The organism is Erwinia endophytica (genome assembly GCF_009295515.1).
Taxonomy (GTDB): domain Bacteria; phylum Pseudomonadota; class Gammaproteobacteria; order Enterobacterales; family Enterobacteriaceae; genus Erwinia; species Erwinia endophytica.
This window is the reverse complement of record NZ_RQVV01000040.1, coordinates 77,123-89,629: the sequence shown is the minus strand read 5'-3', so window position 1 is coordinate 89,629 and position 12,507 is coordinate 77,123. Positions and strand designations below refer to the sequence as shown.

Annotated in this window: 12 protein-coding genes and 1 pseudogene; 6 read left to right on the top strand and 7 right to left on the bottom strand. The window is 50.6% G+C overall.

Translation table 11 applies throughout. The features are described from left to right. Nucleotides 1-183: 183 nt before the first annotated feature. A pseudogene (locus tag EH228_RS12840) lies at nt 184-369 on the top strand (glycoside-pentoside-hexuronide family transporter); the annotation flags it as partial. 85 nt (nt 370-454) lie between these two features. On the opposite strand, the gene EH228_RS12835 reads toward EH228_RS12840, so the two are convergent. From EH228_RS12835 to EH228_RS12820, 4 genes are all read right to left on the bottom strand, one after another. Further along, the gene (locus EH228_RS12835; protein ID WP_152322051.1) at nt 455-1,351 is read right to left on the bottom strand and encodes a Dyp-type peroxidase; all 897 of its coding nucleotides are present in this window, start codon (nt 1,349-1,351) and stop codon (nt 455-457) included. Between the two features lie 155 nt (nt 1,352-1,506). Then, nucleotides 1,507-2,130: an RpoE-regulated lipoprotein gene (locus tag EH228_RS12830; protein WP_152322050.1), complete on the bottom strand. Its 624-nt coding sequence runs from the start codon at nt 2,128-2,130 to the stop codon at nt 1,507-1,509. Between the two features lie 118 nt (nt 2,131-2,248). Beyond that, nucleotides 2,249-2,704, bottom strand: a complete 456-nt coding sequence (locus EH228_RS12825; RefSeq protein WP_152322049.1) for a DUF2919 domain-containing protein — start codon at nt 2,702-2,704, stop codon at nt 2,249-2,251. Between the two features lie 47 nt (nt 2,705-2,751). After that, nucleotides 2,752-3,177: a GNAT family acetyltransferase gene (locus EH228_RS12820; RefSeq protein WP_152322069.1), complete on the bottom strand. Its 426-nt coding sequence runs from the start codon at nt 3,175-3,177 to the stop codon at nt 2,752-2,754. A 340-nt stretch (nt 3,178-3,517) separates the two neighbouring features. Between EH228_RS12820 and hemF the strand changes: the two genes are divergently transcribed. The 3 genes from hemF (at nt 3,518) to EH228_RS12810 (ending at nt 5,688) form a co-directional block, all read left to right on the top strand. Further along, entirely contained in the window at nt 3,518-4,426 is a 909-nt protein-coding gene (gene hemF / locus EH228_RS12815; protein ID WP_152322048.1) for an oxygen-dependent coproporphyrinogen oxidase, read from the top strand. 348 nt (nt 4,427-4,774) lie between these two features. After that, nucleotides 4,775-4,951: a hypothetical protein gene (locus EH228_RS20225; protein ID WP_193323340.1), complete on the top strand. Its 177-nt coding sequence runs from the start codon at nt 4,775-4,777 to the stop codon at nt 4,949-4,951. 104 nt (nt 4,952-5,055) lie between these two features. Further along, entirely contained in the window at nt 5,056-5,688 is a 633-nt protein-coding gene (locus EH228_RS12810; protein ID WP_152322047.1) for an acyl-homoserine-lactone synthase, read from the top strand. On the opposite strand, the gene EH228_RS12805 is transcribed toward EH228_RS12810, so the two are convergent. After that, nucleotides 5,660-6,409, bottom strand: coding sequence for a helix-turn-helix transcriptional regulator (locus EH228_RS12805; protein WP_152322046.1), 750 nt, complete (start codon nt 6,407-6,409; stop codon nt 5,660-5,662). The genes EH228_RS12810 and EH228_RS12805 overlap by 29 nt on opposite strands. A gap of 632 nt (nt 6,410-7,041) precedes the next feature. Here EH228_RS12805 and tal point away from each other — a divergent pair. Both tal and tkt read left to right on the top strand, forming a co-directional pair. Further along, the gene (gene tal / locus EH228_RS12800) at nt 7,042-7,992 is read left to right on the top strand and encodes a transaldolase (protein ID WP_152322045.1); all 951 of its coding nucleotides are present in this window, start codon (nt 7,042-7,044) and stop codon (nt 7,990-7,992) included. 57 nt (nt 7,993-8,049) lie between these two features. After that, on the top strand, nt 8,050-10,053 hold the full coding sequence (gene tkt, locus EH228_RS12795; protein WP_152322044.1) for a transketolase: 2,004 nt from the start codon (nt 8,050-8,052) through the stop codon (nt 10,051-10,053). A gap of 52 nt (nt 10,054-10,105) precedes the next feature. Here tkt and EH228_RS12790 read toward each other — a convergent pair whose 3' ends face one another. Together EH228_RS12790 and nudK are read right to left on the bottom strand one after the other, a co-directional pair. Beyond that, nucleotides 10,106-11,200, bottom strand: a complete 1,095-nt coding sequence (locus tag EH228_RS12790; protein WP_152322043.1) for a DUF1176 domain-containing protein — start codon at nt 11,198-11,200, stop codon at nt 10,106-10,108. A gap of 531 nt (nt 11,201-11,731) precedes the next feature. Then, nucleotides 11,732-12,328: a GDP-mannose pyrophosphatase NudK gene (gene nudK, locus EH228_RS12785; protein ID WP_152322042.1), complete on the bottom strand. Its 597-nt coding sequence runs from the start codon at nt 12,326-12,328 to the stop codon at nt 11,732-11,734. Nucleotides 12,329-12,507 lie beyond the last annotated feature (179 nt).

Genomic DNA, 12,507 nt, shown 5'->3' with positions numbered 1-12,507 from the left:
AAATAATGTTGCAAAAACATGCCGCCCGGCCGGATCCACGGGCAGAAGCAGTAATCAGAATCACAAAAGCTAATAAACGTAATTTAATTATGTAATTACATAATAGTTTAACCCGCAGATATCCCTTAAAACCTGAGGCTCCCTTAAATCTTAATATCGGCAATAAGCCGGGAGTCTCTGGATATGAGCCATCAACAACTCAGTATTAAAGAGAAAATTGGCTATGGTCTGGGCGATACAGCCAGCCATATCGTCTTTGATAATGTGATGCTCTATTTGATGTTTTTCTATACGGATATTTTTGGTCTTCCGGCGGCTTTCGTCGGTACGATGTTTCTACAAAGTCGGCTGGATACGGTGAATACACCGTTTTTTTACCGGTTGCGAAACGGAGGGAGCGGATACGATCAAGAAACCGCAGGACGGGATTGCCCCGCCCTGCGATGATGAATGATTACAGCGCGGCCAACTGTGCCAGAGACGGTGCGTAGAAATAGCTGCCGCTGACCGGTTTGGTGAAACGCAGCATGGCATCGAACTGACCATCCGTTTCACCAAACATGCTGCGCAGTTGCTGCTCAATGTTGTGCAACGTCGCGCAGTAGGCGAGGAAAAACAAGCCATGGGTGCCGCTGGCCGTGCCATAAGGCAGGCTTTGACGCAGGATCTTCAGCCCCTTGCCATTCTCTTGCAAATCAACCCGGCTGATATGCGAGGTAACCGGCCGGGCCGATCTTTCCAGCTCTTCGTTGCGCTCTTTGGAGCGACCAATAATCTGCTCCTGTTTGTTTATCGCCAGGCGATTAAACAGTTTCAGGTTATGTTCCCAGCGCTGACTGAAGACATAGCTTCCGCCGGCATTCTCCCCTGCCGCGATAATCGCCACAGCGGCACGCTGTTCACCCTGCGGGTTTTCAGTGCCATCGACGAAACCGCTGAGATCGCGATCTTCCACCCAGCGGAAACCGTGGGTTTCTTCTTCAATGCGGATAACCTCGCCAAACACACTGAGAGCCGCCTGAGCCAGACTAAAATTGACGTCATGACGCAGCGACTGAATATGGATCAACATATCGCGCTGGGTGGCGGGCGCCATGCCTTTGCCCATCGGCTGAAAATCTTTTAATTCTGTGATACAGCGGTCAGGGTTAAGATCTCGCCATAGTGCGCTACCGAAAGCCACCACAGCCCCCAATCCGGCATCGGGAAACTTTTGCTGTAATTGAGCCAGTTGCTGAAGAAACACATGAGTACTGCGCCGCAGGGCGGCAATATCCCCCACCACCATGGCCTCAAGATAAATGGCGAAACGCCGGTGTTCTAATAAAATTCCGCTCTGACACTGAGACATTTAGTCATCTCCTGAGTGTACTTTTATTGTATTGCTGATGAGAATCATCGCACATCATACCCGATGTCATGTTGGATAGTGGCTCCAATAACCCAAAATTTGGATAACAAAGCTTGTTCTGGTCGGGCCATTGGCAAACGACCCGGGGAGTAAAATCACTTACGCCAGATAATTTTACTGATGGTCCATTTTTTCAGCGTTTCATCTGCTGGCAACAGGCTATCCGGGCCATGCCATTCACCGCTGAACAGATAGCTAATATGCTGGCTGCCCGGCGCTTTACACTCCACACCTTCGCGATCGCGCCCCGAGCCTTTCTGACAGACACCAAACGCCTTACTGTAAATATCGCTGAAAGGCGTGCCGATTTTTTTACCATCAGCGGTGGCGATCGCGCTGTCCATGACCTCAATTTGGCTGACCGTCGCAGCGCCGGTCACTTCAACGTTGACCTGATTATCACTGACCGCCTGGAAAAAGGTAACCACGCCGCCATCTTCGCCACGCATCCCTTTTCGCACCTGATAATTGCCGTTCAGCCCATCACGGATGGCACCTTCGTTCATTGCCGTACTGCCATTCACCTTCCCGACGCCTTGCTCAGTCACATGCAGAGAAGAACCAAACCAGTGCCATGGCGCCAGACTGGACCAGGAATAAGTCAGTGGATTCCACCAGGTAGCCCCATTATCCGATCCCGAAGATGAGCTGGAGCCGGAACTGGCGCAGCTTGCCAGCAGTAAAGCGGCGACTATCGCTAATGGGCGAACAGTTTTCATTGCAACTCCTGTCATTATGAGCAAATTTTTATATCCCAAATCATTCAAGTTGCAGCCAACTCATCTACAATCTGCAAAGGATATCGAACGAGTTGGAGTCCGGTTCTATGAAAAAGTTTTATCCGGCATTCAGTAACGGGTTAAAACAATCTCGCAGACGGCGGCTCATCACCCAATAAACAAGCCCCAGTAAATCAAAGACGCTGAACAAAACCCCCCATGGTGAGACAATCTCATCCCCCTGCCACAGCAGGATCGCCTGCTGGACAATGATCGCCGCCAGCGCCAGGCACAGTACCCATCGCCACGCTTGCCACAACCAGGGCAAACGCTGACGATAACCGGTCAGCAACAAACCCAGCACAGCCGGAACGCCCAGCCCCAGTCCAATCCAGAAAGCGTGTGGATCAGGATAAAACAGTGCCAACAGCGTCGCGCCTTGCTGCCGGGAGGCGCCAGCCATCACAAACAACGCCCAAGTGCGGGCCTGTAGTAACAAAATTATCCAGAAGCCCAGCGGCAGTTTTAACTGGCCGCGAGCATCATAGTCATCGGGGGAATACGTCAGGTTCATCAGTTCACAGACGGGAAAGACCAGGTGAAAACATGCCACCCAGCCCGTTAGTATTCACGATCTTCAATCAGGCGTTTACCCAGCAGAATGCTGTCCTGCTGCTCATAATCGAGCTTCTCATAAAACCCCAGCACCGCATCGTTCTCTTCACGCACCATAACGTTGATTTTTGGACAACCACGTGCAATCAACTTTTTCTCCAGCCGATTAATCAGTGCATTGGCAAAGCCCCGCCCCTGATAATCAGGATGTACGCCCAGATAATAGGCCGACCCGCGATGCCCGTCATAACCGCCCATCAGCGTGCCAACAATTTCCCCTCCCACCACCGCCACCAAAAACAGATCGGGGTCATGGTTGAGCTTACGTTCAATATCCATTTCAGGATCGTTCCACGGACGCAATAAATCACAACGTTCCCAGAGGGTGATCACTTCTTCAAAATCGTCCTGGTTAAATACGCGGATTTCCATGGCGTTACCCCAGATGTTAACCATAATTTGCTGATTATCACGCTTTCCCTCACAGGTGCAAGTCTCCGGCTGATTAATAACGAAAAAAATCGGCTCATCCGGCCATTATTTTACTGAAATAAAAAGTAAAGCATTGAAATAGCCCTCTTCTCGCTCGCGCCAGAATCGTTATGATATAACATATCAATTATATCTGAGGACGTTGTAATGAAATAGCCCGCGCCATTGCTGACGGGATAATCAGCTATTTTGATGCGTTCAATGCCAATAACCGCCGCTCCACTTGCGTCTTTTTGACGTATACTGCGCGCGTTAATTTTACGTCAAGGTATGGTATGCCATGAACACACCCGATATCGCCCAGGTTAAACAGTTTCTGCTCAATTTACAGGAGCAAATTTGCCAGCAACTGGCTCAGGCCGATGGCCAGGCCGGGTTTGAAGAAGATAGCTGGACGCGTGAAGGCGGCGGTGGCGGACGGAGTCGTGTACTGCGCAACGGCGCGGTTTTTGAACAGGCTGGAGTGAATTTTTCTCACGTCCATGGCGATCAAATGCCTGCCTCAGCCACCGCGCACCGCCCCGAACTGGCTGGTCGCAGCTTTGAAGCCATGGGGGTGTCGCTGGTTATCCATCCTGAAAATCCCTACGTGCCAACCAGTCATGCCAATGTCCGATTTTTTATCGCGCAAAAACCGGGAACCACGCCAGTGTGGTGGTTTGGCGGTGGCTTTGATATGACCCCTTACTACGGCTTTGTCGAAGATGCCGTGCACTGGCATCAGACCGCTGCCGACCTCTGCCAGCCGTTTGGCGAGGATGTTTACGCTCGCTACAAAAAATGGTGTGACGATTACTTCTTTCTCAGGCACCGCAATGAACAACGTGGCATTGGCGGCCTGTTTTTTGACGATCTGAACACGCCTGACTTTGATTACTGCTTTCGTTTTACGCAGGCAGTCGGTGAAGGTTTCCTTAAGGCTTATTTACCCGTGGTTGCCCGGCGTAAAAATCTGCCGTGGGGTGAGCGTGAACGTCATTTCCAGCTTTATCGCCGTGGGCGCTACGTTGAGTTTAATCTGGTGTGGGATCGCGGTACGTTGTTTGGTTTACAGACTGGCGGCCGTACCGAGTCGATCCTGATGTCCATGCCACCACTGGCGCGCTGGGAATACGATTATCAGCCTGAACCCGGTTCCCCGGAAGAGGCGTTATATCGCGATTTCCTGCCCGTTAAAGCATGGATTTAAGCTGAAAATCATCATACGATTCAGTTCATTACAATAAAGTCATCGGGCTGACACAGGCGTTAATGAAAAAGACTTTCTGTCGCCCTGCCCACAAAGCGTGTCAGCCGATCCTTCAGTAACGCGGGTCATTCCGCGTCACAGCGAATCGCACAACTCTATATCGTCCGGGTTAACCGGGAACAGGCCATGTTTCAGGCTGCCCCGGCCAGTACTGCGCCTGCATTTACGCAGTACTGTGGCGTTTTTCTGCCCGGTTTCCAGCACGCTACCAATAAAAATATATGCCGTTTACCATGGGTATTTTATTGAACAACATCCTGTTTTATATAACGATACTGAACAATCATAATGCAATACCGTATTATATGTCATGGAGAGCGACTTATCCTGGATGTTGTCAACTACCCGTACGATCAGAATGACAATCTTGCCTTGCTGCAATTGTCCTGGCTATTAACCATTATCCTGGCGCCAATGCTATACCGTTTTACCGCCACCCGAGGCGGCTCATTTCCGGTCAGGTGAACGAGTAGTCCAGCTACCGGATCTGTCGCACATCACCCATCGTGCGCAGTACGAGCTTCAAGATTTAACCAGAGAGCCACGGTCATTTTTTTAGAGGATATGGAATGTTTGAACTTTTTGACGTCAGTTATGAAGAGCTTAAAACGACTCGTGCAGAAGAGCTGTATAAGCTGAGAAAAAAAACCTTTAGTGATCGATTGGGATGGGAAGTCGTTTGCAGCCAGGGCATGGAATCGGATGAATTTGATGGGCCGGGAACGCGCTATATCCTTGGAATATGCGCGGGTCAGTTGGTGTGTAGCGTACGTTTCACCCGCCTTAACCAACCCAATATGATAACTCACACCTTCAACCACTGTTTTAACTCGGTCAGTCTTCCCGATGCGGGTATCGAGTCGAGCCGTTTTTTTGTCGACAAAGCACGCGCGCGACAGCTCCTTGGCGAACACTACCCTGTCAGTCAGATCCTGTTTCTGTCCATGGTCAACTGGGCCCGGCATCATGATTACAGCAATATTTACACCATAGTAAGCCGGGCGATGCTGACGATCCTCCGGCGTTCCGGTTGGCAAATCCAGGTGATCAAAGAGTCCTTCCTGAGTGAAAAGGAACGGATTTATCTTTTGAGTCTGCCCGCGGGAGACCACGATCAGCAGCACCTGGCACAGAGCATTATCAACCGAACAACCTGTCCACCCCAGTCTGCCATTACCTGGCCGCTGAGGCTGCCGGTCTGATCAGATCCAGTTCAACGCCCAGCCGGATAGCCTGCTTGGCGTTGCTAACGCCAAGTTTGGCGACAACATTTTTAACATGAAATTTTACCGTACTGACGGAAATCCCAGTGATAGCCGCGATTTCAGCATAGGTTTTTCCCATGCTTGCCCAGTACAGCACCTCATTCTCACGTAAGGTAAAAATAGTCCTGCTATTGCTTTCATGCATATCCCGCGTTCCGCCAGCTTCTGAGCCAGCCAGCTTGTACATCTGCTCATTAAAATCGATCAGCAGCATCTGCAGGGCTCCCTGCTCAGATGACAGTCTCTGCTCCAGCGCCGACTGCTCGTTACCGTTAATAATGAGCGATAGCAATGCCAGATTATTCATATGATCATGCAGTACAAAGGTAAAGCCATTAACAATGTTGTACTGCCTGGAAAGAGAGAAAATCTTGGTGAATCGCAGGTCCGACATCAGCGTAATATTTTCGTCCCAGATAAAAGGCGAAGTCCGTCTGAAAGCGTTAAGAATGACTGGATCGGTCAACTGAAAATTATTGAGTCGGTAAAGTGAAATCCACTCATCGGGATAACTGGAAACAATCAGCACATCTGAAGGATTTTTCTTACTGACGACAGTGTATGCATATTCCGGGTTACCAAACAGAGATAATTTTCTACGTATATATGCCTGAAGCGTATCTATTACTGTTTGATTTTCATTGAAGAAAGAAAACATTCAGGTTCACATGACTTATTGCACAGCGTTAGAACAGTACCTGCACTTTAGCACAGGATCCGCCATACTTAAGCACAAGTTACAAAGGCATTTCCAGTAGTTAGAATCACAACCGTTATTTCAGCGGTAAAAAAACTGACTCGTGGGGTCAGATCGCCAGGATAGCCAACACCAGGAAAAATCTTCCGGCCAGACGAGACAATCATTATAAAGTCATCGCTGGCCGGGAAACTCATGATATCACTGGATCATTATCCGTTCAAAACAGTGCCTGTTCCGGGTATCAGTCCCCTCTTTCGCCAGAGTCCGGCGGATTCAGCGACCACCAAAGCTCGCATAATATCCCGACCTAATCCGCAGAACAGATGCGCAAAGCGTCGCCGTGCTAAATCTGGTGAAGGTGCTAGACTGATGAATGCGGCATTTTTCTATTCGTACCAGCCCATCATTGAGCTAACCCATTGCAACAATCAGAGAAACCGCATTCCTATTAAAGATCATCTGATGCAATGTTTGGCCTGAGAACAAACTATCGTGTCGGGGCGTTCCGACGCTGTCTCATGAAAATTCTCCCCGCACGACCCTATTGTTTTGCAGATTACCTGCCAAATTGCACATCAAGGAGCCAATAGATGAACCAGCTAGACGCACTGAAACAATACACCACCGTGGTGGCTGACAGTGGCGATATCGAATCCATCCGTAACTACCACCCAGAAGATGCCACCACCAATCCGTCGCTGATCCTGAAAGCATCCGGCCTTGATTCTTACCAACACCTGATTACCAATGCGATTGACTACGCAAAAAAACAAGGCGGCAGCAAAGAAACTCAGATTATTAATGCCAGTGATAAAGTCGCTGTCAACCTTGGTATGGAAATTCTGAAAAGCATCCCTGGCCGCGTCTCTACCGAAGTGGATGCACGCCTGTCATTTGACCGCGGTATGTGTGTGACCAAAGCAGAAAAGCTGGTCAGAATGTACGAAGACAACGGCATTGACCGCTCACGAATTCTGATCAAACTGGCTTCCACCTGGGAAGGCATCCGCGCGGCGGAAGAGCTGGAGAAAAACGGTATCAATTGTAATTTGACCCTGTTGTTTTCCTTTGCCCAGGCGCGTGCCTGTGCCGAAGCGGGCGTATTCCTGATCTCGCCATTCGTCGGCCGGATCTATGACTGGTACAACAGCCGCAAACCACAAGCCCCTTACAGAGTGGATGAGGATCCGGGCGTGGTCTCCGTGCGTAAAATCTATCAATACTACAAGCAACATCGCTACAACACGGTCATCATGGGGGCCAGTTTCCGTAAAACCGAGCAGATCCTTGCACTGGCGGGCTGCGATCGCCTGACTATCTCCCCTCATCTGTTGGAAGCGTTACAGGCCAGCGATGCGCCGGTTGAGCGTAAACTCACCCCACCGGTCGAGGCTTTTCACCAACCCGCGCCCTTGTCCGAAACGGAGTTCCGCTGGGAACATAATCAGGATCCGATGGCGGTCGAAAAACTGGCTGAAGGTATTCGTCAGTTCGCCGTTGACCAGCAAAAGCTGGAAGAGCTGCTGGCCGCCAGATTGTAACCAAACTCTGAATGGGCAGTCTGCAATCTGCCCTCCCACCTAAGCAGGGAGAAAAACATGTCTTCACGTAAAGAGCGGGCTAATGCAATCCGTGTACTCAGTATGGATGCCGTGCAGAAAGCCAATTCCGGCCATCCAGGTGCGCCAATGGGAATGGCTGATATCGCGGAAGTACTCTGGCGAGATTTTATGCGCCATAACCCGGCCAATCCGGCATGGATTGATCGTGACCGTTTTATCCTGTCTAACGGTCACGCCTCAATGCTGCTGTACAGCCTGCTGCACCTGACGGGTTACAATCTGCCAATATCCGAGCTGAAGAACTTCCGTCAATGGCATTCCAAAACGCCAGGCCATCCTGAATTTGGCTATACTCCGGGCGTTGAAACCACCACCGGCCCGCTGGGGCAGGGGCTGGCAAACGCCGTCGGTATGGCCATTGCCGAACGCACATTGGGCGAACAATTTAACCGCCCAGGCCATCAAATCGTCGATCACTATACGTATGTGTTTATGGGTGACGGTTGCCTGATGGAAGGTATCTCACACGAAGTTTGTTCGCTGGCCGGAACCCTGGGGCTCGGTAAACTGATTGGTTTCTACGACCACAACGGTATCTCCATTGATGGTGAAGTAGAGGGCTGGTTTACTGACGATACCGCCAAACGCTTTGAGGCCTACCACTGGCATGTCATTCGCGATATCGACGGCCACAACCCAGACGCCGTCAGCAAAGCAATTAAAGAAGCCCAAAGCGTCACCGACAAGCCTTCACTGATTATTTGTAAAACGATAATCGGTTTTGGTTCGCCAAACAAAGCCGGTAAAGAGGAAGCGCATGGCGCAGCACTGGGCGTGGAAGAAGTCGCCCTGACTCGTAAGCAGTTGGGTTGGCACTATCCAGCGTTTGAAATCCCACCAGATATTTATGCCCAATGGGATGCCAAAGAAGCCGGTGCAAAATACGAAAAATCGTGGGACGAGAAGTTTACGGCTTATAAAGCGGCCTGGCCGGAATTGGCCCAAGAGTTTACCCGTCGTACCGCGGGGGAATTGCCGGATAACTGGCAACATGAAACACAGCAATTTATCGAGCATCTGCAGGCTAATCCACAAAAAATCGCCAGCCGTAAAGCTTCACAAAATACCCTGGAAGCCTGGGGTAAAAACGTGCCCGAATTACTGGGCGGCTCCGCTGACCTGGCTCCCAGCAACCTCACGCTCTGGTCAGGGTCTAAACCACTGAATGAAGACATCGCCGGTAACTATATCCACTATGGTGTGCGTGAATTCGGGATGACCGCCATTGCTAACGGGATTGCGCTTCATGGTGGCTTTATCCCGTACACCGCGACCTTTCTGATGTTTGTTGAATATGCCCGTAATGCGGCGCGCATGGCGGCATTGATGAAAGCCCGGCAGATTATGGTTTACACCCACGACTCAATCGGTTTGGGTGAGGATGGCCCAACCCACCAGCCGGTTGAACAGTTGGCCAGCCTGCGCGTCACACCAAATATGAGCGTCTGGCGTCCTTGTGACCAGGTAGAAACCGCAGTGGCATGGAAACAGGCGATTGAACGCCACCACGGCCCGACCGCGCTTATCCTGTCTCGTCAGAATCTGGCCCAACCTGACCGTAGCAAAATACAGTTGGAGAATATCTCTCGCGGCGCCTATGTGCTGAAAGATTCTCAGGGTACGCCGGAAGTGATCCTGATCGCGACCGGTTCGGAAGTGGAGATAACCCTCGGCGCGGCGGAGAAACTGACCGCCAACGGTCACAAAGTACGCGTGGTGTCCATGCCTTCTACCGATATATTTGATAAGCAGGATGTGGCTTACCGCGAATCAGTATTGCCTGCAACGGTCACTGCACGCGTGGCGGTGGAAGCCGGGATTGCCGATTACTGGTTCAAATATGTCGGTTTGAACGGCGCCGTCGTCGGCATGACTACCTTCGGTGAATCGGCTCCGGCAGATAAGCTGTTCAACGAATTTGGCTTCACGGTGGAAAACATCGTCAGTCATGCGGAAAAGTTGCTCAAGCCACACGGATGAGCATAAAACCAGGTCCGGCGATACCGGCCTGGTTTACTCCCTCGCCCCCAGCTTAAGGCGACATTTCGCCATTGCCAGAGGACCACTGTGCTGTGGTATTACTGACCCACAATGTGGGCCAGTCATCGCGTCCGTGCCAGGCGTCACAAGTCTGCTCTTGCGCGTATTCAACCAACTCAAACTTGTGCTCATGATACTGCCAACGCGTTGTCACACCGCAATCCCCTAATCCCCTGCCTTTACTGAAAGTCCGCAACACCTCTTTATCCGGATCATAATTGGCGTTAATCAGCTCGATCTGCTTTTTACCTCGGCCTGGTGGGACAAACGGCAACTTCAGGGTAATCCCCTTCGCCACGTAAGGCTGGGTTCGTGTCACTTCAAAAGCCAGATCGATAACGTTATACGCCCCCATCTCACAGTTCACCAACAACAGTGCTTTTTCATCGCTCAGCGGCCAGACCGTCACTTTCCGCCGTGCTGGCTCAAGCGGACACTCATTGGTATTCACCCGCCAGATACCAAAATCAGTCAGCCCGGCCATTTCATCATGCGTCAACGCCAATGTCGGCGTCGGAGAAGATGACGGGATAACATCCGGAACAGAGGGTTCAGGCGGTACCTCACTGGCGATGCGGTCACCTCGTTTGATCCACGCGCTCATGTTATTTACCCGCCCCTGAATATCATCCATCAATGACAGGGCTGCCTTCAGCCCCTGTAACGAGATTGTGGCCGTGGGACGATACTGTAACTGGATATGATTGGCATCCATCACCTGAGCGAAAAACGCGTCAATGGAATGTGTATCGATGGTCATCAGATGGTGAGGTTGCACATCCCAGTGCTGAAGCTCAAGCTTCAACTGTTGCCCATCCAATAACAGGTTATCCTCCAGCGCTGCACCACTCAACTCGCCAGTATAGGCGTTACCATAGTCCAGACGCAGCGACGGGCGATCATCGCTCCCGGCATGGCGGCTAACCGTCATCACCAAACCATTATTTCCGGGAATATTGCGAGCCACACAATAGTTCTGATTATTACAGCTTATCTGCCAATCAGAAAAAATCTTTTGTAGCGGTTCAGCATGCAGCGAGGCCGTAAAAGATAACAAGGCAAAAGGGTATTTCATCCAGTAACGCATTGGTAACATGAACCCCGGGGAATAAGAAGCAGTAAGTACAATCTAATGAAGCCCTAAGCATAACGTAATAACTGTTCGCCTGCAGAATTTTAGCGAAAAACAGGCCACGACCACACATTAACACACTAGAAAAGGCGCTGCTATTTTCCCGTCTGATCCGGCAACCACGACGATCGCCATAAGATTTCAGACCGTTTTTTTGTCAACCGCATTCAGTTATTGAAATTACTGAGCTGATGATACTTAACCGTATTCTCTCATTGTTCCTTTTCTACGAATTGAATTATTTAGAACATATTCATCGACAGCAGCGACCTGAATTTTCCACATTTTTTATTACCGTGGCAGGTGTATTTATAATATTCAATACGCTGAAATAAAATAACGAAAGCAGGAATTTTTACGGTCTATGGAATAAGCCGCCCCCCTCTCTACGCCTTGCCGCTGTTGAGGCGGCAGGACGAATACAGGTTTCGCCACAAGTGGCTATTCTGGCAGAGGCACCGTGGCCAACACATGGTTTGCGATGTATCAGCAACCATGCGCCGGGTCCAGCTTCAGCCAGCCTTCGATCAACGCGTGTTGCAGCAGCATCACCGTTTTACCATCGTTGATACGCCCGTCCTTCACCATCGCCCATGCCTGTGGAAAAGAAATTTCCATCACGTCGATATCTTCGTCATCAACACCGCCGCCTGCGCTGGTGTGCAGTGATTCATTATATTCCGCGGCAAAAAAATGGAGCACTTCGGTCACACCGCCCGGGGACATATACAGCTCGAACAGTTTCTCCACCGCCCCCACCTGATAACCGGTTTCCTCAATCGCCTCTTTACGGATGCAGTCTTCCGGTGAATCATCGTCCAGCAACCCGGCACAGGTCTCAATCAGCATGCCACTGTCGTTACCGTTCACAAAAGTGGCAATGCGGAACTGACGAGTGAGGATCACACTGTTTTTTTCACGGTTATACAGCAGGATGGTGGCACCATCCCCCCGATCATAAACTTCGCGCTTGTGGCGAATAATGCCCCCCTCTTTGGTGGTGAGTTCATAGGTAAAATTACGCAGGACAAACCAGTTGTCTGACAGGATTTGGTTTTTAATCACTTCGATTTTGGCTGGCATACATACAGGCTCCGTCGCGTTTTCGGTAGCCTGTCATCATAAATCCCGAGCCGTAGAAAAACTATCCTAAAACAGCGGTTGCCTGCTCACCGCGCCAGCGGATGACGGGCAAGGCAATCGCGGTGATACCGACCACTCAATCTGCTACCGCGATATATGCGTTTGGCTGATGACAACGC

Excerpts from the sequence above, each read along its gene's own strand:
- EH228_RS12835 (WP_152322051.1), bottom strand. The coding sequence starts at position 1,351 with ATGTCTCAGTGTCAGAGCGGAATTTTATTAGAACACCGGCGTTTCGCC.
- EH228_RS12830 (WP_152322050.1), bottom strand. The coding sequence starts at position 2,130 with ATGAAAACTGTTCGCCCATTAGCGATAGTCGCCGCTTTACTGCTGGCA.
- EH228_RS12825 (WP_152322049.1), bottom strand. The coding sequence starts at position 2,704 with ATGAACCTGACGTATTCCCCCGATGACTATGATGCTCGCGGCCAGTTA.
- EH228_RS12820 (WP_152322069.1), bottom strand. The coding sequence starts at position 3,177 with ATGGAAATCCGCGTATTTAACCAGGACGATTTTGAAGAAGTGATCACC.
- hemF (WP_152322048.1), top strand. The coding sequence starts at position 3,518 with ATGAACACACCCGATATCGCCCAGGTTAAACAGTTTCTGCTCAATTTA.
- EH228_RS20225 (WP_193323340.1), top strand. The coding sequence starts at position 4,775 with ATGCAATACCGTATTATATGTCATGGAGAGCGACTTATCCTGGATGTT.
- EH228_RS12810 (WP_152322047.1), top strand. The coding sequence starts at position 5,056 with ATGTTTGAACTTTTTGACGTCAGTTATGAAGAGCTTAAAACGACTCGT.
- EH228_RS12805 (WP_152322046.1), bottom strand. The coding sequence starts at position 6,409 with ATGTTTTCTTTCTTCAATGAAAATCAAACAGTAATAGATACGCTTCAG.
- tal (WP_152322045.1), top strand. The coding sequence starts at position 7,042 with ATGAACCAGCTAGACGCACTGAAACAATACACCACCGTGGTGGCTGAC.
- tkt (WP_152322044.1), top strand. The coding sequence starts at position 8,050 with ATGTCTTCACGTAAAGAGCGGGCTAATGCAATCCGTGTACTCAGTATG.
- EH228_RS12790 (WP_152322043.1), bottom strand. The coding sequence starts at position 11,200 with ATGCGTTACTGGATGAAATACCCTTTTGCCTTGTTATCTTTTACGGCC.
- nudK (WP_152322042.1), bottom strand. The coding sequence starts at position 12,328 with ATGCCAGCCAAAATCGAAGTGATTAAAAACCAAATCCTGTCAGACAAC.